Source organism: Streptomyces sp. NPDC000134, from assembly GCF_042899225.1.
Taxonomy (GTDB): domain Bacteria; phylum Actinomycetota; class Actinomycetes; order Streptomycetales; family Streptomycetaceae; genus Streptomyces.
Window position 1 is genome coordinate 90,926 of record NZ_JBIAZN010000009.1, and the last position, 25,079, is coordinate 116,004.

Sequence of the window (25,079 nt, forward strand, 5' to 3'; positions counted from 1 at the left end):
GCGAGGTACCCGGCCCCCGCCGAGGGAACCGGGCACCGCCGGCCGGGACCCGGACCTCCGCGACGCGGACCTCCACGACGCGGACCCTGGGGCTCAGACCTCCGCGAAGTCGCCCGCGAGGGCGGCGGCGATCCGCAGATGGGCCTCGGCCTCCTCACCGCGACCCTGCCGCTCCAGCGTGCGGCCCAGCATCAGCCGGGCGTAGTGCTCCACCGGGTCACGTTCGACGATGACCCGCAGCTCGCCCTCCGCACGCCCCAGTTGCGCCGAGTGGTAGTAGGCGCGAGCCAGCAGCAGCCGGGGCCCGGTCTGCTCGGGCACCTCTTCGACCAGCCCTTCCAGAACGCGCGCCGCAGCCGCGTAGTCCTTCGCCTCGAAGAACATCCGCGCCCGCTCCCAGCGCTCGGCGGGGGCTCCGTGGTCGTAGTACGTCGTGTTCACGCGGGGACCTCCTTCGGCCCCCACAACCACCCGGACGGCCCGCGCATTCCGCGGGGCCCGGCTCAGGCCGCCGACGCGGCGAGCCGGGCGCCGGCCCGCTCGGTGACCAGGGCCGGCACCCGCCCGGCCGCTGCCAGGTCCGCCGCCGGGACACCGGCGTACAGGCGCGCGGAGATCGCACCGGTCCCGGCCGCGACCCGCGAGGGACGCCTCGGCGAGCGCGACCGGCCGCAGGGCGACGGCGTGCAGGAAGGCGAGGCCGTGCCGGTCGAGCACGGTCGATCGGTGCGCGCGGTCTGCGGGTGATCGCGGAGGCGGACTGACGCCGTGGACGGTTCGGTACTACTTTGGGCGCTATGAGCAATCTTGATCGCCGACCGGTCCCCGCCCTGTGCGGCGGCCGTGGCTTCGTGGTGGCGGAGCCCGTACGCGAGCTTCTCAGCCCCCGTCGCGTCCGGCTCGGCGAATCCACCGAGGTCCGCCGTCTGCTGCCCAACCTCGGCCGCCGCATGGTCGGCGCGTGGTGCTTCGTCGACCACTACGGCCCCGACGACATCGCCGACGAACCCGGCATGCAGGTGCCCCCGCACCCGCACATGGGCCTGCAGACGGTGAGCTGGCTGCACGAGGGCGAGGTGCTGCACCGCGACTCGACGGGCAGCGTCCGCACCGTCCGCCCGCGCGAACTGGGCCTGATGACCTCCGGCCGGGGGATCAGCCACTCGGAGGAGAGCCCGCGCTCCCACGCCCGCTACCTGCACGGCGCCCAACTGTGGATCGCCCTCCCGGACACCCACCGCGACACCGCCCCGCACTTCGAGTACTACGCCGGCCTGCCTACGGTCACGGCCCCCGGCCTGACCGCCACCCTCCTGCTCGGCACCCTCGACGGCACGGTCTCACCCGGTACGGCGTACACACCCCTCGTCGGCGCCGACCTCGCCCTCGCCCGGGGAGCGGACGTGCGCCTGCCCCTCGACCCGGATTTCGAGTACGCCGTCCTGTCCATGTCCGGCGAGACCCACGTGGACGGAGTCCCCGTCCGCCCCGGCTCCCTCCTCTACCTCGGCTGCGGCCGCACCGAACTCCCCCTGCGCGCCGACTCGGACGCGGGCCTGATGCTCCTCGGCGGCGAACCGTTCGAGGAGGAACTCGTCATGTTCTGGAACTGGATCGGACACTCCCAGGAGGAGATCGAACGAGCACGCCGGGACTGGACGGAAGGCACGCGCTTCGGCGAGGTCAAGGGGTACGCCGGCGCCCCGCTACCCGCCCCCGAGTTGCCGGCGGGGCCGCTGAAGACGCGCGGAAGGACCCGTTGACCCGCGAAGAATCCTGGGCTCGGCAGACTGCCCGGCACGCACATCCGCGGCGTTGTCGTCGGTTGTCGACACTCCGCGTCGCCGCCCTCCTCCGCCTCGCATCCGCACGCATCAGGCGCCGCTCGTCGGCATGACGAGGCGCAGCAGAAACAACTCCTGCAGGGAGCTTCCGTCCGGTTGCCCGGCGCATCTACGCTCACTGCCTATGGGAGCGCTCCCACGCTCGTCGGAACAGCGTTGTACGCAGTATCGAAGGTCATCCAGCCAGGCAGAGGCGCATTGCCCACTGGGGAACCCGCTTCAAGGCCGGTCTCTCGCCGGGCGGCCCTGTACGGAGTGATCGGTCATTTACGTGCGTCGAGGGAGAGTGCGATGAGCATGCGAAGAGCCCTTCGGGCTTTCGGCGTCACCGGAGTGCTTGTGGCGGGTTCGGTGGCCGGATTCGGCGGCCCGGCCCCGGCGGTCGCCTCGCCGGCGGCCGGTCGGACCGCCGCGGACGGCAGGGCGTCGGCGGTCGCCGCGGCGCCGGCCCTGCATGTGTCGGGCAACCGCCTGGTCACCGGGTCCGGCTCCACGTTCCGCCCACTGGGCGTCAACCGGTCCGGCGGGGAGTTCGGCTGTGTCCAGGGCAAGGAGATATTCGACGGGCCGACGGACCAGGCGGCCGTCGACGCGATGAAGGCATGGAAGATCAACACCGTCCGGGTCCCGCTGAACGAGGAGTGCTGGCTGGGCACCGGGAACTTACCCGCGACGGCGCCCAGCGCGGCGGCGTACCAGCAGGCGGTCAAGACCTACGCGGACCTCCTGGTGGCCAACGGCATCAACGTGATCCTCGACCTGCACTGGACCTGGGGCGAGTACACCGGCCCCGGCGCAGGCTGCCCGGACGTCGCGGCCACCTGTCAGAAGCCGATGCCGGACGCGCGCTACACCCCCACGTTCTGGTCCGAGGTGGCCACGATGTTCAAGGGGAACGGAGCGGTCGTCTTCGACCTGTTCAACGAGCCGTACCCGGACGCGGCCAACAACTGGTCCGACGCCACGGCCGCATGGACCTGTCTGCGGGACGGCGGCACCTGCGCCGGGATCACCTACCCGGTCGCCGGCATGCAGACCCTCGTCGACGCGGTACGCGCCACCGGTGCCACCAACGTGATCATGTCGGGCGGCCTGGAGTGGACGAACAACCTGAGCCGGTGGCTGGAATTCAAGCCGACCGACCCCACCGGCAATCTGATGGCCTCATGGCACTCCTACAACTTCAACGGCTGTGTGACCACCTCGTGCTGGGACAGCAGCATCGGAGCGGTCGCCGCCCAGGTGCCGGTCCAGGCCGGCGAGATCGGTCAGAACACCTGCGCCCATGACTACATCGACCGGGTGATGGCCTGGGCGGACGCCAACAAGGTCGGGTACACGGCCTGGACCTGGAACCCCTGGGGTTGCAGCGGTGGCAGCGTGCTCATCGAGGACTGGAACGGCACACCGACCAGCACCTACGGTGAGGGGTTCAAAGCGCACCTGCTCAGCCAGACCCCCGGTGATCCCGGCGGTGACACCGCTGCGCCCACCGCTCCGGGGACTCCCACCGCCTCCGAGGTGACGGCCACCTCCGCGACCTTGAGCTGGGCGGCCTCCACGGACAACGTGGGTGTCACCGGCTACGACGTCGTCCGTGTCACCGGCGGCACTGAGACGAAGGTGGCCGCCTCGGAGTCCAACCGGGCCACGGTCACCGGGCTGTCCGCCGACACGGCCTACACCTTCGCCGTTTACGCCAAGGACGCGGCCGGCAACCGCTCCACCCGCTCGGCCACCGTTACCGTCACCACCACCGGCACCCCGGCGGGCACCTGCTCCGTCGGCTACCGCGTGGTGGGGGACTGGGGAAGCGGCTTCCAGAGCGAGATCACCATCCGCAACACCGGCGCCGCCGCCGTCAGCAACTGGAAGCTCACCTTCGCCTTCACCAACGGCCAGACCATCAACAACATGTGGGGCGGTACCCCCACCCAGACAGGCGGCTCCGTGAGCGTGATCCCCGCCTCCTACACCGACACCATCACCGCCGGCGGTTCCGTCACTCTCGGTTTCATCGCCAACAGGGGCGCCACGAACACTGCGCCGACCACCTTCACCCTCAACGGCAGGACCTGCACCACATCCTGACCACAGCCGCTGCCCCACCACCGACATCAGGTGCGCCACCGCAGTTGCCCCACTGAACTCGATCACGGCTGCCGCAAGGCCCGCCCGCTGCGGTCGCCGGCACGTCGGTCCGGCTCACCCGCCGAGCGCACACGGCCGCCGCTACGGCCCGTCTTCGCTGGAGACGGGCCGTAGCGCATGCCCGATGAGGCGGGAGCGGGAGCCCTGGATCAGTAGCCGTAGATCATCTTGTAGGCGACCTCGGGGAGGAACTGTCCGGCCGTGGAGCCGGTCCCGACGCCGCAGTTGCCGTCGGACTCACCCGGTGTCTTGATCCACAGCAGCATTTCGGCGCCTCCGCCGGTCCGGGTGGGGGTGCCGATGCGGCGCCCCGAGGGGTTGCACCACTGGCCGTTGGAGCCGTTGCCGTTGCGGCTGGTGTCCACGACGAACGGCTTGGTGTATCCGTAGCGGGCGCTCAGCTCACTGTTGACGGCGTTGCCGTAGGCGGTGTTCTCCGCGGTCGTGAAGTAGTTGGAGACGTTGAGCGAGAAGCCGTGGGCCTGACGGAGACCGGCTTCGTGCAGGCGCCGGGCCATGGTCGCCGCGCTGGCCCAGCCCGGGTTGCCGGCGTCCATGTAGACCCAGGTGTTGGGGGCCTGACGGCTGAACTCGGCGAGCGCGCCTGTCAGCATGGCCTCGCGTTCGTCGATCTGGGCCTGGGTCATGCAGCCGTAGTCGCCCAGGGAGTCCGGTTCGAGGACGACGACGGCCGGGCGGTTCGCGATCCCGCCGGCGAACTGGGCGATCCAGTTCGCGTAGGCGGACGGTGAGGTGGCCCCGCCGGCGGAGTGCCCGCCGCAGTAGTCGCGGTTGTAGATGTTGTAGGCGACGAGGAGGGGCAGCTTGTCCACCTGGTCCGCCGCTCCCGCGTACGCCCCGGTCGCGGTGCCTATGGTGCCGCTCCACGAGCCGAACCAGCGGGCCATCGGGGTGTTGGCGATGGCGGCGTTGATCGCGGAGGCGCGGCCGTCGCCCGGGTTGGCGGCCGCCCACCTCTTGGCGCTGGAGGCGGGGTCCACGTAGAACCCGCTCGTCATGGTGGTGGGGTCGGCGGCGTGCGCGGTCGGTGCGGCGGCGAGTGCCAGCGGCAGGGCGAGAAGCGCTGCCGCCAGGGTGCGGAGTCTGCGGCTCATCACAGGACCTCGGTTTCCTGGCAGGGGACTTCGGGGGCTGGGAGCGCTCCCACTGGAAGCGGTCCCAATCGTGTGGCGGGCCGGTATGACTGTCAATAGTGGGCGCAGACCTGAATTGCACGAGTGCTCGGGCTTCGCGGCGCCGCTGAACCGGGCCAGTGACTGGAAGCGGTTCCAGTCTCTCCCGGGCCCCCGGCACCGACGGCTCGGCGCCTGTGGAAGACTCCCCGTCCATGGCAGAAGATGCACCGCGCCGGCAGCCGACGCTCGACGAGGTGGCCGAACACGCCGGTGTCTCCCGCTCCGTGGCCTCCCGTGCCCTCAACAACGCACCGCACGTCAGCCGCGCCAAGCGGGAGGCCGTCGAACGGGCCGTGCGGCACCTCGGTTACGTCCCCAACTCGACCGCCCGCGCGCTGGCCACCCGGCAGACCGGCGCGGCCGCCCTGGTCGTCTCGGGAGAGGACCCGTCGATCTTCGCCGACCCGTTCTTCGCCCGGGTGATCGTGGGGGCGTCGGCCGCCCTGGAGGAGGCCGACCTCCATCTGATGCTGTGCCTCGCCGCTTCCGACCGGGGCCGCAAGAGGGTGGCGGAACTCCTCCGTTCCCGGGGCGCCGACGGCGTCATGCTGATGGCGCTGCGCGAGGACGACCCGCTGGCCCGCATCGCCGAGGAGGCGCGGATGCCCGTCGTGTTCGGCGGGCGCCCGGTCGGTTCCGCTCCCCGGTGGTACGTCGACGTGGACAACGTCGGCGGGGCCCGCGCGGCGACCGAGCACCTGGTCTCCCGCGGCCGGACCCGGGTGGCCGCGATCTGCGGGCGGCTGGACACCGAGGCCGGGCGTGCCCGGTACCGCGGTTACCGGGACGGCGTGCTCGCCGCCGGCCTCGAACCGCTGCCGCCGTGGGAGGGGGACTTCACCGAGCCCAGCGGAGCCGACGCCATGGCCGCGCTGCTGGCGCACCACCCCGACGTGGACGGGGTCTTCGCCGCCAGCGACAACATGGCCGCCGGAGCGCTGCGCACCCTGCGGAAGGCCGGCCGGCGGGTTCCCGGCGACGTCGCCGTGGTCGGCTTCGACGACCTGGCCGTCGCGCAGATCGCCGACCCTCCCCTCACCACCGTCCATCAGCCCATAGAGGCCCTGGGCCGGGAGATGGCGCGCATGCTGCTGGCGCTCGTCAACGGGCAGGACCCCACTCCGCTGCTCCTGCCGACCCGTCTGGTCGTCCGCTCCAGCGCCTGAGGCCCGTGTTCGGTGCCCGTTTCGCAGCCGTGGGCGGGATTCGTACGGCCGTCGAAAGATGCGAAGGCCGCGGCGCGGACCGAGGCGCCGAAGTACCGCAGGTGACGCGGGCGGTCCCGGCACGGCGGTTGACAGACCCGGGGGCATCTCTACCATCCCTGGCATCGCGACTTTCCGAACGAGGGTCGAAATTTCGAACCTTTCGAGGTGGAGCCCTGGCGAAGCCGAACCGAGCGGTCGCGAAGGCGTACCGGAAGACTTCCCGCACAGAAGAGGACACCTGTATGAGAAAGTCCTGGCTCCGTACCCTGATCATGCTCGTCGCCGCCGCGCTCGGGGTGAGCGCGACAGCAGCCTCTCCGGCCTCGGCCGCCCCTGACACGCCCCTGCGTGTCATGCCGCTGGGCGACTCGATCACTTGGGGGGTGGGCAGCAGCACCGGCAATGGCTATCGCGGTCCGCTGTGGAACATGCTCGCGGCCGACGGCCATCCCGTGGACTTCGTCGGCACGCTGCGGGGCGGTTCGATGTCCGACCCCGACAACGAGGGCCACTCCGGCTACCGCATCGACCAGATCGCCGCCCTCGCCGACGCCGCCCTGACCCGCTACCGGCCCAGCGTCGTGACGCTGCACATCGGGACCAACGACCTCCAGGGGGCGACCCAGGCCGACACCGCCATCGCCCGGCTGAGGTCGCTGGTCGGCCAGATCACCGCCGACGTCCCCGACGCGACCGTCCTCGTCGCCTCCCTGGTCGTGTCCACCAGCGCGTCGGAGGAGCGGTACCGGGGCGCGTACAACCAGGGGGTCGCCCGTATCGTCAGCGACGCGCGGGCCGCGGGCAAACACGTCGCCCATGTGGACATGAGCGGTCTGACCACGGCCGACCTGGCCGACACCCTGCACCCCAACGACGCGGGCTACCAGAAGATGGCGGACGCCTTCCACCGCGGCGTCCAGGCCGCGGACAGCGCCGGCTGGCTGAGGAACCCCGCGCCCGCCCCCGCGAACGTGCGGTCCGGCCTCGCCGGCAAGTGCCTGGACGTCAACGGGGCGGGCACCGCCGACGGGACCGCCGTCCAGACCTGGAGCTGCAGCGGCGCCGGCAACCAACTGTGGTCCGCCTACACCGACGGCACCCTGCGCTCCATGGGCAAGTGCCTCGACGCCGCCGGCCGGGGCACGGCCAACGGCACCAAGGTGCAGCTCTGGTCCTGCCACGGCGGTGCCAACCAGGTGTGGGAGTCCTACAACGGCGGCTACCGCAACCCCGCCTCCGGCCGCTGCCTCGACGTCCCCGGCTCCTCCACGGCCGACGGCACCCAGCTCCAGATCTGGGACTGCCACGGCGGCGCCAACCAGAAGTGGACAGCCCTCGTCCCCGGATGAGGAATCCGACGCGGCCCTGGGAACGGCGACCCCACCGGCCACCGGCCGGGGGTCACCGCGCGATCCGCCACCGGTTGTCGGCCGAGCCGTCGTCGGGTGCCTGGACCACGAAGGCGCCGACGGCGGTGGAGTTGTTCGCGACGGCGAGGAGTTTCCCGCTGTGCGCGTTGCGGATCTTGCAGGTGCCGTCGCCCTGGTCGAGCAGGGTCCAGCGGTGGTCGGCGGTGCCGTTGTCCGCCCATTGCAGGACGGTGGCGTTGTCGGCGGTGGACATGTCCAGCACGCCGAGGACCTTGCCGCTGTGGACGTTGCGGAACCGGAAGGCGTCGCCGTCGGGGACCAGTTCCCAGTCGTGGTCGGCCGTTCCGCTGTCGGGCCATTGCAGGGCGCGGCCCCCGTCGGCGGTGGACATGTCCTGGATGCCCAGCACCAGGCCGCTGGCCGCGTTGACGACGCGGACGGAGGCCGGGCCGCCGGTCTTCCAGTAGACGGTGTAGTTGTGGCCGTGCGCGTCGTGGAAGGGCTTCAGGGCGACGGTGCCCCCGTCGGCGGTGGCGGTGAAGGCGAGCGCGGTGGTGCTGGTCCGCCTGATCGAGGAGGTGTCCAGGGCGGGAAGGGAACTGAGCGCGGTGTCGCCGTAGTCGCCGGCCAGGACGACCGGGCCGTAGGTGACCGCGGCGACGGCCGGGTTGTCGTTGGCCGGTTGCAGGGCCGCTCGCATGGGCAGGCGTACGGTGACGATGTCGCCGGACGTCCAGGACCGGGTGAGGGTCGCGTAACTCCCGGGGGTGATAGCGATGTTCTGCGCCGTACCGTTGACACTGACGGTGGCCCCGGTGGTCCAGGCGGGGATGCGGACCCGCATCGCCCAGGTGCCGCCCACGTCGCCGGTGACCCGCAGGGTCGTGGTGTCGCTCGCCGGGTAGGAGGTGGTCTGGGTGACGGTGATGCCGCGCTGGGTCCAGGTCAGCACCGACGGCACGAACAGGTTGACGGTGAGCGTGGTGTCGGACCGGAAGTAGACGGAGTCCATCAGCCGGGTGTGGATCTCCACGCCGGTGCCCTGGCAGCACCAGAAGGTGCCGTAGTCGGTGCTCCAGGTGCCGCCGCCCCACGCCGGGCCGACGCCGCGCCGGCCGCCGGGCTTGAGCGGGGTGAAGTAGGTGATGTGGCCGTGGGGGTCGGCCGGGTTCTGGTTGCCGACGATGTGGTTGAGCCAGGCCCGCTCGTAGTAGTCGAACAGCTCGGCCCGGTCCGGAGTCAGGGTGAACAGCTCCCGGGTGAGGCTGAGCATGTTGACGGTGTTGCAGCTCTCGCAGGTGTCGTTGGTCAGGTACGCGGCGATGGCGTCCGGCGCGCGGAAGTGCTCGGCCTGGCTGTTGCCGCCGATGGCGTAGGTGTGTGAGCCGGTGCAGTGGTCCCAGGCGTGGGTGGCGATGTCGCGGTACCGGGTGGTGCCGGTGGCCTTGTACTCCCGTACCGCGCCGATCCACTTCGGCACCTGGGTGTTGGCGTGCAGCCCGGCCAGGGCGTCCCGGCCCGCCGCCAGCGGGTCGAAGACCGCGGCGTGGTCGAACCGCTGGGCGACGGTCAGCCACCGGGTGTCGCCGGACTGCTGGCAGAGGTCGGTGAGGACCGCGTTCATGCCGCCGAACTCGGTCTCCAGCATGGCCTGCCGCTGCGCGGCGGTGAGCCGGCCGGTGCGGGTGTCGACCCAGCTCGCGAGGGCCAGCAGCACATCGCGGGCCTGGGTGCTGCCGAGGTGCCGCCATACGTCCAGCAGTCCGGTCATCGTCTTGTGGACGGTGTAGTACGGCACATTGCCGTTGCGCAGGGTACGGGCCTCAAGGGCCGTGAAGTCGGACTCGGGGTAGCCGGACAGATAGCCGGCGGTGAACCCCACGGCACTGTTGTTGGCCTGGCACTTGGCCAGCTCCGCGACCATGTACAACGCCTTGTCCCGGGCCACCGTGTCGCCCGTCACGGCGTACAACTGCGCCCAGGCGGTGAGGAAATGGCCCTGGACGTGGCTGCGGAACGGGAAGGTGGGTGCCTCCCAGCCGCCGGTGGCGGCGGCGCCCTTGGTGGACAGGCCGTGGTTGGCGCGGAAGTTGTACAGCAGCCGGTCGGCGTCGACGAACCTGAGGTAGGCGGCGGTGCGGTTCTGGTTGTCCAGCCACCGGCTCGCGGTCAGTCTGACCTGGCCGAGGTCGAAGGGCAGCGCCTTGGTCCCGATGTCGGTGCGGACCGGCGGGAGGGTCGCCGCCCGTGCCGGGGAACCGCCGAGCAGCGGACCGGCGGCGGAGGCGGCGACCGCGGTTCCCGCGAGCTGGATGACCCGGCGTCTGCTGAAGGACATGGACATTTCTGGGCCTTTCGTGCAGAGGGGCGGGTCAGGTCAGGACGAAGGACCGGTCGGCGGCGACCCGTGGTGAGCGGCTCCTGTGCCTGGGCGTGGGCACGCCGAGGGGGAGGGAGGCGCGGCGGCGGTCGGGGCGCAGGGGTCCGGTACGGACACGCATGAACATCTCCTCGTGCGGGGAGGGGAGCCGAGCGCGGCGGGGTGTGGCTGTGCCGCGCCACCGGTGCGTGTCGTCAGTGGCTCGGCGCTGGGGACTGCGGGATCGGGGCGAGCGACTCCGTCTGTTCGTTATATCGAACGGTGTTCGCTGGATCGTCCGAGACCATAGTGCGGTGAGTAACGGGCCGTCAACGGTGCGGACATCTCCGGTTGTTCGCGGGTACACGCCGGCCTGGGCGGCCCGGTCCAGCGTCTCCGTGGCTCTGGCGCAAGGGTCACGAAGGCCGCATCTCCGGCGCGGAGGTGCGGCCTGGGTGTCGGCGCGGAGGGAGCGGCGGTGCGGACTTACGCCTCGGCGGCGTCGCCGATGATGCCGTTGACGTTGCCGACGGTGGTGTCCGGAGCGGACGTCGCCCTTGCGTGCGGGGTATCCGTGCCTACCGTGGCTCAGCCGCCGCAGGCCGCGCGGATGCCGTAGAAGGCGGACAGGTACTTGGCGTGGTAGTCCGCGCTGGCGATGCGGACGAAGGCTTCGTCCGCCGAGCGCAGCGAGGAACCGGTGAGATTGGCGCTGCCGGTGTACACGCGGGGCGTGATGTCACCGTTGTAATCGCCGTCGATGAGTAATTCCTTGTTGTGCGGGCGCACGTCGATGCCGGGGCCGTGGGGAATCATGCACTCCCGGTGCTGGATGCCGGCGTCGTCGAGTGTCTTGATGACGTCCGGCTGCGCGGATGCGTAGATGATGTCGATCCAGCAGCCGTCGGCGCGCAGCGCGGCGAGTTTGTCGGCCACCTGGATGCGTGAGTCGTTGAACTGCAGCATCACGATGCGGATGTCGGTCTGGTGACGCTTGCCGTCGGTGCCGGTGTAACCACACGACACCTCGTTCAGGGCGTTGACGATCGTGTCGGTGGCCGGGTTGTTGTACGAGGAGTCGCCGCGCGGGAAGAAAAAGGCACGGTAGGTGGAGCCGGTCGGCGTGGAGAAGTAGGCGTGGTTGTCGCCCCCGGCCAGGTGGCGGCCGGCGCGCAGTTGGTTGTGGTAGTCGGCGTACCCGTCGTAGACGGTGCTGTCGACGAAGGTGACCGCGTCGTTGAAGGACTCGACCTTGTACCAGTCGGTGAGGTTGGACGAGGTCTGGAAGACGACCTTGCTGTAGACGGTGCCGTCCGTGAACGGGCCGATCCTGGAGAAGAGGAAGAACTTGTTGTGGTTGTAGGCCGGGCCGGGCGGGGCGACGCCGAGGCAGCCGCGGCGGACGTCGTCGACGCCGTCGGCGTCCTCGTAGAGGTCGTCGCAGACCACGATCCACGAGGACGAGGTGTCGTCGGTGCCCAGTGCCCTGCGCAGGGCTTGGTAGGCGGAGTTGGCGAACTCCTTGCCGTTGCCGTCGACGTAGGTGGAGTCGTCCACGATGAGGCGGACGTCGACACCGCGCTGGTGGGCCGCGAGCAGCGCGTCGGCCACCGCCTGGTCACGCAGCTCGAACATGGAGCCGCGAATCTGCTGCCCGGCCGGGGTCGCGTCTATGAGCTGTATCAGTTGCGTGAAGACGGCCTCCTGCCGGTCGGCGCTGCCCAGGGGGTCGTTGAACACCGGCCCGTTGATCACGGGTTTGGTCGCCGCCGCGGCTGCGGTGGGCGTCACCAGCACGGAACCCATCAGCAGCGCGAGCAGCGAGATCAGGGCGCCGAGGAACAGGCGGCCGCGTCGGGACCGGCGCGGGGAAGCAGCCGGAAGGGTACGGGTCATATGTGTTGCCTCCGAAGACATGAGGGCGCGGACCGGACGAGGTGGTCCGCGGCGGCGGTACCGGTTCGCCGGACCGGAAGGACCGGACCGCGGCGGATACCGGCCGCGGTCCGGTCCCGCGGTCGGCAACGGTGCGTGGCGCCGGGGGCGGCAGGGCCGTGGAGGTCGTCGAGGACGCCGTCGGAGATCCAGCCCTGGGGCGGGGCGCCCGCGATCCGGGCGCGCGTCCGGGTGTCGCCGTAGTCGCTGACGACGACGCAGCGGTAACGCGGGTACGTCCCGTTGTACGTCCGGCCCGTGTTCGCACGCGGGTTACGGGCCGGTCTTCCCCCGCCGCCACCGCTGTTGCGAGCGCACCGCATCGGTCCCCCGGTTGTCGGGCGGTCACTCCCGCCCTCCTGCCGGGCGGAACCGTTTCCCGTGGACGGAGAGCTTGCTGGACGCCGCATTGTTTCGCAGCCCTGTTCGGGCACCGAAACAATGCGTCATGCGGTGGCGGTCAGCGTTGCCGGCGACGGCCCCAGCGGCGGTGGCCCCCCACCGGGCAACGTCCGGGCCCACCGACCATGCCGGTTCCGTGCGGGCCCGTCCGCCGGGTCGTCGGCGCGCACGCCGACGGCGTCGGCACGGAGGCCGCGCTCGGAGGCCGCGCTCGGAGGCCGGTGCGGTGACCTCAAGCCCTCGTGGACGTCGTCCGGCGCGGCGATCGTTCCTCGGTACCGGACGCGTCGGGGGCGTCATGGGCCCCCGACGCGTCCGGTGAGGTCCTCCCGGGGGTCGCCTAGTGGTGCCAGGCGACCGGGAGGTGGCGCGGGCCGCGGATCAGCGCTGTGGCCTCACGCCAGGGGAGTTCGGTCAGGGGGACGGCCAGGCGCAGGTCCGGGAATTCCCGCAGGAGTGCCGCGAGGGCGGTCCGGATCTCGGTTCTGGCCAGTTGGGCGCCGGGGCAGAAGTGGGGGCCGAAGCCGAAGGCCAGGTGCGGGTTGTGCGCGCGATCGAGGTCGAGGATCTGGGGATCGGCGAAGACGTTCTCGTCGAAGTTGGCCGAGACCATCGCGGGGAAGACCGCCTCTCCCGCGCGCACGGTCACCTCGCCCAGCGTCACGTCCTCGGTGGCGATCCTCGGCAGCGACTCGCTGCCGCCCAGCGGGATGAAGCGCAGCAGTTCCTCGACCGCCGTCCCGACGCGTTCCGGGTGCCGGGCCATGGACGTCCACAGGTCTTCGGCCAGCAGCGTGAGGACGCTGTTGGCGATCGCGTTGGCCGTGGTCTCGTGGCCCGCCGCCAGGATGGTCACGCCCAGGGTGACCAGTTCCTCCTCGGACAGCCGGCTCTCGTCCTCGTCGCGGGCGGCGATGAGTTCGGACAGCAGGTCGTCCCGGGGCTCGGCGCGGTGGCGGGCGATGTGTTCGGCGAGGTAGGACATCAGCGCGTCGGTGGCGGCCTCCACGTCCTCGGCCGGGACGCCGGCGCCGCTGAACACCAGCTCGGAGAAACGCCGGAAGAAGTGCTGGTCGGCGGCGGGCACGCCCAGCATCTCGCAGATCACCGTGATCGGCAGCGGCATCGAGAGCGAGTCGACCAGGTCCACCGGCGAACCCGCGGTCCGCATACCGGCGACCATTTCGCCGACGAGTTCCTCGATGCGGGGGCGCCACCGCTCGATGTTCCGGCGTGAGAACGCCCCCGAGATGAGCCGGCGGACCCGCGCGTGCTCCGGGGGGTCCAGGGACAGGATGTCGCCGCCCGGATTCGGCCACTCCTGCGTGCGCGGGATGTCCGCCTGCACGCTGGCGGCCCGGGAGAAGCGGGAGTCGCCGAGCACCGTCTTGACCTCGGCCTGCCGCGTCACCAGCCAGCCCGCACCGCCGTACGGCAACTCCACCCGCTGCACCGGGCACTTCGCGCGCAGCTCGGCGAACTGCGGTGGTACGTCCAGCCGGTGGCCGTCGGGGAAGGGGTACGCCAACGCCCGTACGGCCTTGTTTCCTTGCTCCGGGGTCGTCGCCACGGGAACTCCTCGGTCTGGTGCCGGCACACCTGTGGAAGCTACGGGCGGGCGCTAGGGGGTGACTCGAGAGCGGACCCAACCCCGCTCCAGCGACCCGGCCGCCACCCACAGTCGATTTCCAGCGAAGTTCGAGCGACCCGCCCTAGCGTCCCCTGGCGATGCGCGGCGGACGGCCGTCCGCGCGACCGATCCCCCTCGCCCGTCCCCGGCGAAACCGTCCCCGGCGAAACCGCCCCCGGCGAAACCGTTCCCGGTGAAACCGTCCCGGTGGAACCGACGACCACAGGAGCACGCGTACATGACCGCTGCCACACCACCGATCCGCCAGTTGCCCTCACTGACCGGCTACCGCGCGGTCCTGTTCGTCGCCGTGTTCCTGACGCACACACTCGGCGCCGGCCAGTTCTACAAGGACGCCGACATCAACGAACTCGGCACCATCCTGCCGTACGGCACCTCGGCGCTCTCCACCTTCTTCGTGCTCAGCGGGTTCGTGCTCACCTGGGGTGAGCCGTGGCGCAGCACGGTGCGCAACTTCTGGTGGCGCCGCGTCCTCAAGATCTACCCGGGCCATGTGATCACCTGGGGCGCCACGCTGCTCATGCTGTGGCTGATCGGCCCGATGCTGCTGATGGGCTCGCTCGACCAGACCTCGGCCGGTCCGGTGGTGGCCAACCTGTTCCTGGTGCAGGCGTGGGTACCCGACGTCTCGTACCTGTTCAGCGTGTACGGCGTGAACTGGTCGGTGTCCTGCGAGATCGCCTTCTATCTGCTGCTGCCGCTGCTGATCCGGCCGATCCTCAAGATCCGCGCCGACCGGCTGTGGCTGTGGCTCGGCGTGGCGGCCGCGACGCTCGTCGCCATCCCCACCGCGACCCACCTCTTCCTCACCGACCCGGTGTGGGACTACTGGGCGCCGCTGTCGTTCTGGCAGGCGTTCCTGACCTACTTCTTCCCGCTCACCCGGCTGCCCGAGTTCCTGATGGGCGTGCTGCTGGCCCGGATCGTGCAGACCGGGCGCTGGTCGCCCCGCATCAACGGGGGGTGGATCGGGCTGCTGTGCGTGGGGCTGTGGGGCCTGCTGGAGGTGCTCCCCGCGACGTTCCGCAGCAGCGGGCTGCTGACCCTCGGCATCGCCCTGTTCGTCCCGCTGATCGCGGCACGCGACATCGACGGCAGGCCGTCGTGGCTGGACAACCGGCCCATGGTGCTGCTCGGCAACTCCTCCTACGCGGCGTACCTGGTGCACTTCCCGCTGCTCGGCCTGGCCCGGTACCTCACGGGGGAGACCGACCGCTTCGGGTTCTGGACCGCGACGCTGATCGTGATCGCGCTGTTCGTGGTCACCCAGTTGGTCGGCCTCGCCATGTTCCTCGGCCTGGAACGCCCGCTGATGCGCAAGTACGGCAGACCGCGCTGGTCGCTGCCCGCCGCCGGCCCGGCCGACCGGGTCACCACCACGACCGACGCGGCCACCGCCCGTCGGTGATAACCTCCCGACCGTGTCCCGCAGGCGGCGCACCCCGCAGGGTGCGCGGTGGGCGGGCACGAACCTTCAGGGGTTTCCCACCACATGTCAGACCAGAATCAGCTTGAGGAATTCCACAAATTCCAGCAGGGGGTCATCGACGAATTCCGCGCCAACGACGGCAAAGTCGGCGGAATGTTCGAAGGCTCCACCCTGTGCCTCCTCACCACGACGGGGGCGCGCACGGGCCGCCCCCGCACCCAGCCGCTCGGCCTGATGCAGGTCGACGGAGAGGACCTGGTCGTCGCCTCGGCGGGCGGCGCACCGACCCATCCGGCCTGGTACCACAACATCCGTAAGAACCCGATCGTGACGGTCGAGAAGGGTGCCCGTACGTTCCGGGCGATCGCCTCGATCCCCCCGCGCGAGGAGCGCGACCGGCTCTTCGCGGCGATCGTCGCGCAGGAGCCGGGGTACGGCGACTACCAGACGAAGACCGACCGCGTCATCCCGGTCGTCGTCCTGCACCCGGTCGACCTCGCACCCGACCGGGTCAAGCACCTCGGCGACGAACTCGTCGAGATGCACGACTGGCTGCGCGGCGAACTGAAGGACCTGCGCAAGCGGATCGACGCCGTGGCCGAGGGCCGGGCCGACGGCCTCGCGCCCCGGGCGGAGGGCGAGGACGGCAGCGTGCTCGCCCAACTGCGGTCGCACTGCCTGGACTTCTGCCACGCGCTGCACATCCACCACGCCGGCGAGGACATCGGTGCCTTCCCGGTGCTCCGCGAGCGGTTCCCGGCACTGGAGCCGGTCCTGGACAAGTTCGCCGAGGAACACAAGGTCGTGGCCGAACTGCAGAACCGGATCAAGGAACTGGTCGAGGGCTTCACCCCCGGCCAGGACGATCCGCTACGGCTGCGCGCGGAGGTCGAGGACCTCGCGACCCGGCTGGAGGCGCACTTCGACGAGGAGGAGCGGCAGCTCGTCACCGCGCTGAACGCCATGGGTCCCGCGCCGGAACGCGGCTGAACGACCGCAGGGGGCACGGGCGGAGATCCGCCCGTGCCCCCTGCCGCGTGTCGCGGGCCGGCAACGCGCCGGCTCCGGCCCGCTGCGGACCGGATCGCCGGGACCCGTCACAAGGCGGCCCGCTCCAGCAGCGGCTCCCACCAGTCGCGCCGGTCGCGGTACCACCGCACGGTCTCGCGCAGGCCCTGTCCGAGCCTCACCCGAGGTGTGTAGCCGAGCTCCTCGCGGATCTTGGTCCAGTCGACGGAGTACCGCCGGTCGTGGCCCTTGCGGTCCGCCACGTAGGTCACGCTGGTGTCCCAGCGGGCCCCGCAGGCGTCGAGGATCAGGGCGGTGAGGTCCTTGTTGGCCAGCTCGGTCCCGCCGCCGATGTTGTAGACCTCGCCCGCGCGGCCGCGGGTGCGCACCAGCTCGACGGCCCGGACGTGATCGTCCACGTGGAGCCAGTCCCGGACGTTGCCGCCGTCGCCGTACAGGGGCACCTTCCTGCCGTCCAGCAGGCTGGTGACGAACAGCGGGATCAGCTTCTCGGGGAAGTGGTGGGGGCCGTAGTTGTTGGAGCAGCGGGTCACCCGTACGTCCAGGCCGTGCGTGCGGTGGTACGACAGGGCGATCAGGTCACCGGACGCCTTGGAGGACGAGTACGGGGAGTTGGGCCGCAGCGGCTCCTCCTCGGTCCACGAACCCTCCGCTATCGACCCGTACACCTCGTCCGTCGAGATGTGCACGAAGGTCCCGACGCCGGCCCGGTGGGCGGCGTCGACCAGGGTGTGCGTGCCCAGCACATTGGTGCGCACGAACTCCGCGCCGCCGTCGATGGAGCGGTCCACATGGGACTCGGCGGCGAAGTGCACCACCTGGTCGTGCTCGCCCATCAGCCGCGCGACGAGCCGCGCGTCGCAGATGTCGCCCCGCACGAAGCGGAACGCCTCATGCCCGTGCACCGCGGCCAGATTGGCCGTGTTCCCGGCGTACGTGAGCTTGTCCAGCACGGTCACCGAGACGTTCCCGGGCCCCTGCGGACCCAGCACGGTACGGACGTAGTGGGACCCGATGAAACCGGCGCCGCCGGTCACCAGAATGCGCGTCGTCATGACGGGATCTGCACCTCGCTGTGATCACCGAGCACCAGCTTGTGGGCGGAGGAATTGCGTGGGGACGCCGTGACCCGGGCGCCGCGGCCGATGAGGGACGCCTCGACCCGCCGGACGCCCGCGAGCGCGCAGTCGCGGAGCACGATGGAGTACTGGATCTCGCTGTCCTCGATACGGCAGCCCTCCGAGATGGAGGTGAAGGGACCGATGTAGGAGTCACGGACCACGGCCGAGGCCCCGATGATCACGGGACCGACGATACGGCTGCCGCTGATCCGGGCCCCCTTCTCGATCCGGACCCGGCCGATGATCTCGGTCCTGTCGTCGACCGTTCCCTCCACACCGGGCTCGATGCCCTCCAGCACCGAACGGTTGACCTCCAGCATGTCGGTGACGTTGCCGGTGTCCTTCCAGTAGCCCGAGATCGTGGTCGACCGGACGTCGCGCCGCTGGTCGATCAGCCACTGCACGGCGTGCGTGATCTCCAGCTCGCCACGCGGCGAGGGGGTGATGGCCCGCACGGCCTCGTGGACGGCCGGGGTGAACAGATAGACGCCGACCAGCGCGAGGTCGCTCTTGGGGAACTCCGGCTTCTCGGTGAGCGACACGACCCGGCCGGCCGGGTCCAGTTCCGCCACTCCGAACGACCGCGGGTCGGGCACCCGGGTCAGCAGGATGCTCGCGTCGGGGCGGTCGGCCCGGAAGCCGGCCACCACAGCGCTGATGCCGCCGACGATGAAGTTGTCGCCGAGGTACATCACGAAGTCGTCGTCGCCGAGGAAGTCCCGGGCGACGAGCACGGCGTGGGCGAGCCCGAGCGGGGCGCCCTGCGGAATGTAGGTGACGTCGATGCCGAACCGGGAGCCGTCGCCGACGGCACCGCGGATCTCGTCCTCGGTGTCCCCGACGACGACCCCGACCTCGGTGATGCCGGCGTCGGCGATCGCCTCCAGACCGTAGAAGAGAACGGGTTTGTTGGCCACCGGCACCAGTTGTTTGGCGGAGGTGTGGGTGATGGGTCGCAGGCGGGTACCCGTCCCGCCTGCCAGGACCAGCGCCTTCATACTGCCCCTTCGCAGATATCGCGTCTAGCCATGGGCGAGGGCCTCCAGTGCCGCCACCACCTCGGCGGGGGCGGGCTGTTCCGCGATCTCCGCGCTGATCTCGCGGGCCGCGGCCAGGTAGGACGGGGTGTGCAGGATCTCCTCGGCGGCGGCGCGCAGACGGGCCGTGGTCTGCCGGTCCTCCGGCAGGGTGATGGCCGCGCCCCGGGCCGAGACGCGCTCGCAGGGCGGCAGCATCTTCGGGAGGTTCGGGATCAGCAGTTGGGGGACGCCCGCGTCCAGCGCGGTGAGCGAGGTCTGCCCGCCGCCGTGGTGGACGATCAGCCGGCAGGTGGTGAGCAGGACGTCGAGGGGAATCCAGCCGGCCCGCACCCGCTCCGGGTCGGCCTTCAGGTCCTTGGCGACGGCCTCCGGCGCGGCGACGACCAGCTCGACGTCCAGATCGGCGACGCTGTCCACCAGCTCCTGCAAATACGCCACCTCGGCCTCGCGCGAGACCCTGCTGCCCGCGGTCACGCACACGCGCGGCCGGTCGCCGCCGCGGTACATCCAGGGCCGCAGCGCGCGCTGCTCGTTGTACGGAACGAACCGCATGCTCTGGCGGGGCCCCGGCGCGGGGGCGGCGCGCAGGCTCGGGGGGCAGATGTCGACCCACAGGCCGGCCTCGGGGAGCCCGGTGAGGCCCAGCGCCGACAATTCCGGGGCGAGTTCCTCGGCGGCGCCGGCGTCGATGCCGGGCGGCTCGCCGAGGTCCCAGGTGTGCCGGACGAACGGGACGCCGCTCTCGTGGGCGATCAGCCCGGCCGCGTAGCAGAGCGAACCGCCGACCACCAGGTCCGGGCCCCAGTCGGCGGCCAGGCCGCGCAGGGCGGGCAGGCTCGCGGCGGCGAACCTGCCGAAGCCGCGGCCGTTGAAGCGCAGGCGCTCGTGCGGGCCCGCCGGAAGGCCGAGGGCGTGGTCGTCGCGGTCGCGGAACATGAACTGCCGCATGGTCCCGGAGGTGACGGGGACGGTGGGCAGGCCCACGCCGGAGGCGAACGGGACCATCTCGTCGGGCGAGGCGACGAGGACCTGGTGGCCCTGGAGGCGGGCGGCGACCGCCAGCGGGGCAAGAGCGAACACCGTCGCGGGGCTGCCGCCGGTCAGGAAGAGCATCTTCATCGCACGAACGCCTCCAGGAGGTCGGCGCCGAGGGCCGCCCCGTTGGGCTTGCTGTTCACGCGCCGGCACAGCTCCGCCACATTGGCCCGGACGACGGCGTCGTCGGCGACCTCGCGGACCGCCGTGAGAATCCCGTCGGCGGAGGTGTCGGACAGCCTGCGGCCGAGCCCGAGTTCCTCGACGCGCCGGGCGTTGGCCATCTGTTCCGGTACCTGGGCGGCGGACACCATCGGCACCCCGCAGTACACCGCGCCCATCGTGGAACCCATGCCGTTGTGGGTGAGGAACACATCGGCCTGCCGCAGCACCGCGAGCTGCGGCAGATGCCGGTGGATGTCGAAGTTCGGCGGCGGGACCCGGCCCCCGAGGTCCACCTTGCCGCCCACGGCCATCACCACCTGCCAGTCGGTGTCCGCGAAGGCGTCCATGCAGTGGTGGAAGAACTCCGGCCGGTCGTTCCAGATGGTGCCGAGCGCGATGTACAGCAGCGGTGCGCCCGGCACCTTCGGCAGGTACTCGCCCTCCTGGCTCCGGTCGCCGATGCCGGGACCGATGAAGTGGAAGGTGTCGTCGAACGTGTCCGCGCCGGTCTGGAACTCCTCCGGCACGAACACCAGGTTCAGCCGCGCCGGCTCCGCCGCGTTCAGCTCCTTGTGCACGCCGTACTCCGCGAAGAAGTCGCGGCACTCCTGCTGGGCCCGCAGCAGCGGGGGGTATTCGAGGTCCAGCGGTTCCGACATCAGCAGGTCGGTGAGCGAGCTGTCCTCGTTGGTGGCCATGGTCGGCACGAGATAGGCGTACGGCAGCGAGAGCGCCTCGGCGAGCAACTGGCCGTGGTAGTCGAGCTGGTCGGTGCACACCACGTCCGGCTCGTCGCCGCGGTAGTACTCCATCAGCACCGGCATCGAGGTGCGCCGCTCGGCGGTCGCGATGCGCAGCACCTCGGTGAGGTCCTCGGTGGTGAAGTGCTCGAACATCGGAGGGTTCTGCAGCTCCGTCGGCAGCACCACCGGTTCCGCGCCGGTCTGCCGGACCAGATGCTCCAGATCGGGCCCGACCGCGAAGCTGACCCGGTGGCCGCGCCGGACGAGTTCGCGCACCAGGGGCAGCGCGGGCGTGACGTGCCCGTAGGCGTTCGGGGTGAGGAATGCCAGATGCATGGGCGTCGCTTCCACCTTCGGGTCAGTAGTTTCCGAGGCCGCCGCAGACATTGAGCGCCTGGGCCGTGACCGCGGCGGCGTCGTCGCCCACCAGGTACTCGACCATGGCGGCCACCTCCCTGGGCTGCACGTACCGGCCCATCGGCACCTTGGCCGTGATGCGGTCGTGGACCTCGTCCACCGACACGCCCCACACATCGGCGTAACCGGCGCGCACGTTCGCGGCCATCGGCGTCTCGACGAAGCCGGGGCACACCGCGTTCACGGTGATCCCGGTACGCGCCAGCTCCAGCCCGAGTGCCTTGGTGAAGCCCACCACGCCGTGCTTCGACGCCGAGTAGGGAGCGGCGAACACCACGCCCTGCTTGCCCCCGGTCGACGCGATGTTGACGATCCGGCCGTGCCCCGCGTCCAGCATCCCGCCGGCCGTGAGCACCTCCCTGGTCAGCAGGAAGACACTCGTCAGGTTGGTGGCGACGACGTCGTTCCACAGCTCGTCGGTGATACCGGTGGTGGGCCCGCCACCGCTGCGCCCGGCGTTGTTGACCAGGATGTCCACCCGGCCGTACCGCGCCACGACGTCGGAGACGAGTTCCTTGAGCTGCTCCGGCCGGGACACGTCGCAGGTCGAGCCGTCGGCCTCCCAGCCCTGCTCGCGCAGGTGCTTCACCGTGCCGGCCACCGCGTCCGCCCGGCGGCCGCACACATAGACGCTGATCCCGCCCGCGGCGAGTCTGGAGGCGATCTCCAACCCGATCCCGCTGGTCCCACCGGTCACCAGGGCCACCCGCTCGGTCGTCTCGGACATGCCACCCTCCTCTTCACGTCGGTCAACCCAGCCGAGGATGTGCACGGCTGCTCGAAGACCGCTGGATCTTGTGTCGAGAGGGGTCACGAGGCGCGGTCGAGCCATCCGCTAGTACGGGACCGCAGGCTCGGTCGGCGAAGTGGTTGCCAGTGACCCGCAGTGAAGGAGCCGTGCCCGCCATGACGCAGACCATCCCGGACGCCGCCGAGAACTACACGCTGCCCGACGGCCGGGTGATCAGCGGCCTGAACGCGGAGACCACGAAGATCGTCTGGCACGAGGTCTCCACCAGCATCTACCTGACCGACCTCCAGCACCTGCGGGAGGGCGACACGGTCATCGACATCGGTGCCCACCTCGGCCTGACCTCGCTCTTCGTCTCCGACCGGGTGCCCGGTGTCAGGGTCATCGCCTGCGAGCCGGCCCGCGCCACGTTCGCGTGCCTCGCCCGGAACTTCGCCGACCACCTGCCGGGCGGCATCGCGCTGAACAAGGCCGTCGCCGACCAGCCGGGAACCGCCGAGTTCACCTTCTACCCGGCCGACGAGACCATGGCGACGCTGGAGGAGGACGAGCGCGACGACCAGCGCAACATCGAGGCCGTGCTGACCAACCTCGGGGTCGGCGAGGCGGAACAGGCCGCCTACTTGGAGAACTTCCGCAGCGAGGTGGAGCGTTACACCGTACCCGTGACCACGGTGGCCGAACTGATCGCCGAGCACGGGGTCGAGTCGGTGGACCTCCTCAAGATCGACGTCGAGCGGTCCGAACTCGCCGTGCTGCGCGGGGTCGGCGAGGACGACTGGCCCAAGATCCGCAACATCGCCGTGGAGGTGCACGACGTGGCGGACCGGCTCGCGGAGACCGTGAACCTGCTGAAGGACAAGGGCTTCCACGTCGAGTACGAGCAGCAGGAGGTCTTCAAGGGCGGCAGCGTGTACATCGTGCTGGCCCGGCGGCCCTGACCGCCGGCGCGCCGGTACGGCACCCCCGGCCGACCGGACCGCCGTGGTCCACGGCGGTTCGAGGCGCGCTATAGCCCCGCCCACCAGCATGGGCCGACATGACTACCAATCGCGCGCATCATGAGGTCCGGGCGCTCATCCTCGCCGCGGAGGGTGATGCCGGGCAGGTCGTACGGCAGGTGGGGGCGCCGCGGACGGCGGCCCTGCTGGTGGACGAGCTCATCGGCCGGGCCGACCTGGACGAGGTGCCGGGGCTGGACCGGACGCCGATCACGGTCGCCTTCGACCTCGCCTTCGACGGCGGCACCGTCTCGCACCACGTCGTCGCGGGCAAGTCCGCCGAGCACCGTCCGGGCGCCCCCGCGGCCGCCCACGCCACCATCGAGGTCGACCTGCTCGAACTGCTGCGCGCCACCTACGGCGCGTGGCGCGCGCCGAGCTGCCAGAACCTGCGCATCCGGTGGAACGACATCGAGGACATCGCCGCGCTCAGCTCGTCCATGCACGTCTTCCACGTCGTGCAGCGCCTGGTTCGCGGCACGACGGAGCGGCACGCCGACCTCTCGGAGCTGTCGCTGCGCAACGGCTCCGACAAATGGGGTCTGCACTACTACACGCCCCACTACGAGCGGCACTTCGGCCCGCTGCGGGACCGCCCCCTCACCATTGTCGAGCTGGGCATCGGCGGATACGGCGACCCGGCGGCCGGCGGCGCCTCGCTGCGGATGTGGAAGAGGTACTTCCCGCGCGCCGTCATCCACGGCGTGGACATCTTCGACAAGGCGGCACTGCGGGAGCCGCGCATCGACACCATCCAGGGCGATCTCTCCGACCCGGCCTTCCTCGCCTCGCTGGGGGAGCGGATCGGCCCGATCGACATCGTGATCGACGACGGCAGCCATTACTGCCCGGACGTCATCGCCGCCTTCCGCGCCATGTTCGGCCTGGTGCGGCCCGGCGGGCTCTACGTCGTGGAGGACCTGCAGACCTCGTACTGGCGGGGCTACGGCGGCAGCTCCGAGCGGCGCGACGACCCGGCCACCAGCATGGGCTACCTCAAGAAGCTGCTGGACGGCCTCACCCACGAGGACCACGAGGCCGGCGGGGCCGAGCCGGACGACGTCGCCCGCACCCTCACCGGCGCGCACTTCTACCGCAGCCTCGCCGTCTTCGACAAGGGCGTGAACCAGGAGGGCCCCAGCCCGTCCTGGATTCCCCGGACCCGGATGACGTACGAGGAGATGACCGACGTCGAATGGGGCGGGGACGGTCTCAAGGCCGACAGCCGGGAATGACCGGGAGCCCGGAGGCCCGTCCGCTCAGGACGGGCCTCCGGCGTGTTCGCGTATGTCGCGCAGCAGTGCGGCCAGGCGCAGGCTCCGGTGCGGGTCGGGGGACCGGCCCGCGGCCACCGCCCGTGCGAAGGCGTCCAGCGTGGCGACGACCTGGTCGTGCGCGGGCAGCCGCCGCTCCTCGGTGCCCGACCGCCGCTCCAGGCGGAGCACCGGTTCGTGGTCCGCCGGCGGGGTGAACGCCTGGTCGAGCGTGATACGGCCGTGGGTGCCCGCCAGTTCGTAGGCGGACCGGTAGCCGTGGTCCAGGCCGAAGGCGATCTGCGCCAGCACGCCCCGGGGGGTGCGCAGCACGGCCGCGCCGCCGGTGTCGACCTCGAAACCGGGACCGCGCTCCAGGGTGGCCGCCACCGTCGTCAGCTCCGCGCCGACCAGTTCGATGGCCGCCCGGAGCGGATAGACCCCGGTGTCCAGCAACGCCCCGCCGCCCAGCGCCGACTGGTAGCGGATGTCGCCCGCGGGCCGCCGGGGCACCGTGAACTCGGCGCGGAACGAACGCGGGTCGCCGATCAGGCCGTCGGCCACCAGGGCGGACACGGCCGCGTGCGAGGGGTGGTGGAGGAACATGATGTTCTCCATCAGCGCCAGACCGCGCTCCCGCGCCAGCGCGAACAGCTCCGCGGCGCGCTCCGGCTCGGGGGACAGCGGTTTCTCCACGAGCACGTGCCTGCCCGCCCGCAGGGACGCCTCCACCCAGTCCGCGTGCAGGGCACAGGGCAGCGGGAGGTAGACGGCTTCGACGTCGGGGTCCTCCAGCAGTCCCCGGTACCCGTGCACCGGACGGCACCCGTAGGGGCGCGCCGTGGCCTTGGCCTTCTCCGCGTCCCGGCTGGCCAGGGCGACCAACTGGACCCTGGCGGAGCGCGCGATGGCGGGCAGCACGCGGCGCGCCGCGATGTCCGCGCACCCCATGACGGCGATTCTCAACGGGGTCATGGCC

General features: G+C 71.1%; 20 protein-coding genes and 1 pseudogene. 8 read left to right on the plus strand and 13 right to left on the minus strand.

Annotation, left to right across the window (positions count from 1 at the left end; translation table 11 throughout):
• Positions 1-93 precede the first annotated feature (93 nt).
• Complete coding sequence (locus ACFY32_RS15330) at positions 94-441, minus strand: tetratricopeptide repeat protein (protein ID WP_359202113.1); 348 nt, start codon at positions 439-441, stop codon at positions 94-96.
• A gap of 62 nt (positions 442-503) precedes the next feature.
• A pseudogene (locus ACFY32_RS15335) lies at positions 504-638 on the minus strand (MarR family transcriptional regulator); the annotation flags it as partial.
• Positions 639-797: 159 nt separating this feature from the next.
• Between ACFY32_RS15335 and ACFY32_RS15340 the strand changes: the two are divergent.
• On the plus strand, positions 798-1,763 hold the full coding sequence (locus tag ACFY32_RS15340; RefSeq protein WP_390674432.1) for a pirin family protein: 966 nt from the start codon (positions 798-800) through the stop codon (positions 1,761-1,763).
• Positions 1,764-2,135: 372 nt separating this feature from the next.
• Positions 2,136-3,935 (plus strand): cellulase family glycosylhydrolase, encoded by a 1,800-nt coding sequence (locus ACFY32_RS15345; RefSeq protein ID WP_390674433.1) that lies wholly within the window; start codon positions 2,136-2,138, stop codon positions 3,933-3,935.
• Positions 3,936-4,144: 209 nt separating this feature from the next.
• Here the strand turns inward: ACFY32_RS15345 and ACFY32_RS15350 are convergent, their stop codons facing one another.
• A complete protein-coding gene (locus ACFY32_RS15350) occupies positions 4,145-5,110 on the minus strand; it encodes a glycoside hydrolase family 6 protein (protein WP_359202119.1) in 966 nt (321 codons plus the stop codon).
• 233 nt (positions 5,111-5,343) lie between these two features.
• Here ACFY32_RS15350 and ACFY32_RS15355 point away from each other — a divergent pair, with 233 nt between their 5' ends.
• Entirely contained in the window at positions 5,344-6,357 is a 1,014-nt protein-coding gene (locus ACFY32_RS15355; protein WP_359202121.1) for a LacI family DNA-binding transcriptional regulator, read from the plus strand.
• A 284-nt stretch (positions 6,358-6,641) separates the two neighbouring features.
• Positions 6,642-7,748 carry a ricin-type beta-trefoil lectin domain protein gene (locus ACFY32_RS15360; RefSeq protein ID WP_390674434.1) on the plus strand — a complete coding sequence of 369 codons (1,107 nt, stop codon included), beginning with the start codon at positions 6,642-6,644 and terminating at the stop codon, positions 7,746-7,748.
• Positions 7,749-7,800: 52 nt separating this feature from the next.
• On the opposite strand, the gene ACFY32_RS15365 is transcribed toward ACFY32_RS15360, so the two are convergent.
• The 4 genes from ACFY32_RS15365 to ACFY32_RS15380 all read right to left on the minus strand — a co-directional run bounded on the left by ACFY32_RS15365 (position 7,801) and on the right by ACFY32_RS15380 (position 14,035).
• A complete protein-coding gene (locus ACFY32_RS15365; RefSeq protein ID WP_390674435.1) occupies positions 7,801-10,113 on the minus strand; it encodes a beta-L-arabinofuranosidase domain-containing protein in 2,313 nt (770 codons plus the stop codon).
• 28 nt (positions 10,114-10,141) lie between these two features.
• Positions 10,142-10,270 carry a hypothetical protein gene (locus tag ACFY32_RS15370; RefSeq protein ID WP_390674436.1) on the minus strand — a complete coding sequence of 43 codons (129 nt, stop codon included), beginning with the start codon at positions 10,268-10,270 and terminating at the stop codon, positions 10,142-10,144.
• Positions 10,271-10,716: 446 nt separating this feature from the next.
• The gene (locus ACFY32_RS15375; RefSeq protein WP_390674437.1) at positions 10,717-12,024 is read right to left on the minus strand and encodes a phosphatidylserine/phosphatidylglycerophosphate/cardiolipin synthase family protein; all 1,308 of its coding nucleotides are present in this window, start codon (positions 12,022-12,024) and stop codon (positions 10,717-10,719) included.
• A gap of 781 nt (positions 12,025-12,805) precedes the next feature.
• The gene (locus ACFY32_RS15380) at positions 12,806-14,035 is read right to left on the minus strand and encodes a cytochrome P450 (RefSeq protein ID WP_390674438.1); all 1,230 of its coding nucleotides are present in this window, start codon (positions 14,033-14,035) and stop codon (positions 12,806-12,808) included.
• 298 nt (positions 14,036-14,333) lie between these two features.
• Between ACFY32_RS15380 and ACFY32_RS15385 the strand changes: the two genes are divergently transcribed.
• Positions 14,334-15,524, plus strand: coding sequence for an acyltransferase (locus ACFY32_RS15385; protein WP_359203446.1), 1,191 nt, complete (start codon positions 14,334-14,336; stop codon positions 15,522-15,524).
• A gap of 84 nt (positions 15,525-15,608) precedes the next feature.
• The gene (locus ACFY32_RS15390; protein WP_359203449.1) at positions 15,609-16,535 is read left to right on the plus strand and encodes a nitroreductase/quinone reductase family protein; all 927 of its coding nucleotides are present in this window, start codon (positions 15,609-15,611) and stop codon (positions 16,533-16,535) included.
• A 107-nt stretch (positions 16,536-16,642) separates the two neighbouring features.
• Here ACFY32_RS15390 and rfbB read toward each other — a convergent pair whose 3' ends face one another.
• From rfbB to fabG, 5 genes are read right to left on the minus strand one after another with little or no spacing between them, the layout of a single operon-like run.
• The gene (gene rfbB / locus ACFY32_RS15395; protein WP_359203452.1) at positions 16,643-17,629 is read right to left on the minus strand and encodes a dTDP-glucose 4,6-dehydratase; all 987 of its coding nucleotides are present in this window, start codon (positions 17,627-17,629) and stop codon (positions 16,643-16,645) included.
• Positions 17,626-18,693, minus strand: coding sequence for a glucose-1-phosphate thymidylyltransferase (locus ACFY32_RS15400; protein ID WP_359203455.1), 1,068 nt, complete (start codon positions 18,691-18,693; stop codon positions 17,626-17,628). The genes rfbB and ACFY32_RS15400 overlap by 4 nt, the downstream gene beginning before the upstream one ends.
• Before the next feature lie 24 nt (positions 18,694-18,717).
• Entirely contained in the window at positions 18,718-19,854 is a 1,137-nt protein-coding gene (locus tag ACFY32_RS15405) for a nucleotide disphospho-sugar-binding domain-containing protein (RefSeq protein ID WP_390674439.1), read from the minus strand.
• On the minus strand, positions 19,851-21,014 hold the full coding sequence (locus ACFY32_RS15410; protein WP_359203461.1) for a macrolide family glycosyltransferase: 1,164 nt from the start codon (positions 21,012-21,014) through the stop codon (positions 19,851-19,853). Before ACFY32_RS15410 ends, ACFY32_RS15405 begins: the two co-directional genes overlap by 4 nt.
• 22 nt (positions 21,015-21,036) lie before the next feature.
• On the minus strand, positions 21,037-21,822 hold the full coding sequence (fabG, locus tag ACFY32_RS15415) for a 3-oxoacyl-ACP reductase FabG (RefSeq protein ID WP_359203464.1): 786 nt from the start codon (positions 21,820-21,822) through the stop codon (positions 21,037-21,039).
• Between the two features lie 179 nt (positions 21,823-22,001).
• Between fabG and ACFY32_RS15420 the strand changes: the two genes are divergently transcribed.
• Positions 22,002-22,787, plus strand: coding sequence for an FkbM family methyltransferase (locus ACFY32_RS15420; protein ID WP_359203467.1), 786 nt, complete (start codon positions 22,002-22,004; stop codon positions 22,785-22,787).
• 98 nt (positions 22,788-22,885) lie between these two features.
• On the plus strand, positions 22,886-24,082 hold the full coding sequence (locus tag ACFY32_RS15425) for a hypothetical protein (RefSeq protein WP_390674440.1): 1,197 nt from the start codon (positions 22,886-22,888) through the stop codon (positions 24,080-24,082).
• Positions 24,083-24,106: 24 nt separating this feature from the next.
• Here ACFY32_RS15425 and ACFY32_RS15430 read toward each other — a convergent pair whose 3' ends face one another.
• Complete coding sequence (locus ACFY32_RS15430; protein ID WP_359203473.1) at positions 24,107-25,075, minus strand: Gfo/Idh/MocA family oxidoreductase; 969 nt, start codon at positions 25,073-25,075, stop codon at positions 24,107-24,109.
• Positions 25,076-25,079: the final 4 nt, after the last annotated feature.

Excerpts from the sequence above, each read along its gene's own strand:
- ACFY32_RS15340 (WP_390674432.1), top strand. The coding sequence starts at position 798 with ATGAGCAATCTTGATCGCCGACCGGTCCCCGCCCTGTGCGGCGGCCGT.
- ACFY32_RS15345 (WP_390674433.1), top strand. The coding sequence starts at position 2,136 with ATGAGCATGCGAAGAGCCCTTCGGGCTTTCGGCGTCACCGGAGTGCTT.
- ACFY32_RS15350 (WP_359202119.1), bottom strand. The coding sequence starts at position 5,110 with ATGAGCCGCAGACTCCGCACCCTGGCGGCAGCGCTTCTCGCCCTGCCG.
- ACFY32_RS15355 (WP_359202121.1), top strand. The coding sequence starts at position 5,344 with ATGGCAGAAGATGCACCGCGCCGGCAGCCGACGCTCGACGAGGTGGCC.
- ACFY32_RS15360 (WP_390674434.1), top strand. The coding sequence starts at position 6,642 with ATGAGAAAGTCCTGGCTCCGTACCCTGATCATGCTCGTCGCCGCCGCG.
- ACFY32_RS15365 (WP_390674435.1), bottom strand. The coding sequence starts at position 10,113 with ATGTCCATGTCCTTCAGCAGACGCCGGGTCATCCAGCTCGCGGGAACC.
- ACFY32_RS15370 (WP_390674436.1), bottom strand. The coding sequence starts at position 10,270 with ATGCGTGTCCGTACCGGACCCCTGCGCCCCGACCGCCGCCGCGCCTCC.
- ACFY32_RS15375 (WP_390674437.1), bottom strand. The coding sequence starts at position 12,024 with ATGACCCGTACCCTTCCGGCTGCTTCCCCGCGCCGGTCCCGACGCGGC.
- ACFY32_RS15385 (WP_359203446.1), top strand. The coding sequence starts at position 14,334 with ATGACCGCTGCCACACCACCGATCCGCCAGTTGCCCTCACTGACCGGC.
- ACFY32_RS15390 (WP_359203449.1), top strand. The coding sequence starts at position 15,609 with ATGTCAGACCAGAATCAGCTTGAGGAATTCCACAAATTCCAGCAGGGG.
- rfbB (WP_359203452.1), bottom strand. The coding sequence starts at position 17,629 with ATGACGACGCGCATTCTGGTGACCGGCGGCGCCGGTTTCATCGGGTCC.
- ACFY32_RS15400 (WP_359203455.1), bottom strand. The coding sequence starts at position 18,693 with ATGAAGGCGCTGGTCCTGGCAGGCGGGACGGGTACCCGCCTGCGACCC.
- ACFY32_RS15405 (WP_390674439.1), bottom strand. The coding sequence starts at position 19,854 with ATGAAGATGCTCTTCCTGACCGGCGGCAGCCCCGCGACGGTGTTCGCT.
- ACFY32_RS15410 (WP_359203461.1), bottom strand. The coding sequence starts at position 21,014 with ATGCATCTGGCATTCCTCACCCCGAACGCCTACGGGCACGTCACGCCC.
- fabG (WP_359203464.1), bottom strand. The coding sequence starts at position 21,822 with ATGTCCGAGACGACCGAGCGGGTGGCCCTGGTGACCGGTGGGACCAGC.
- ACFY32_RS15420 (WP_359203467.1), top strand. The coding sequence starts at position 22,002 with ATGACGCAGACCATCCCGGACGCCGCCGAGAACTACACGCTGCCCGAC.
- ACFY32_RS15425 (WP_390674440.1), top strand. The coding sequence starts at position 22,886 with ATGACTACCAATCGCGCGCATCATGAGGTCCGGGCGCTCATCCTCGCC.
- ACFY32_RS15430 (WP_359203473.1), bottom strand. The coding sequence starts at position 25,075 with ATGACCCCGTTGAGAATCGCCGTCATGGGGTGCGCGGACATCGCGGCG.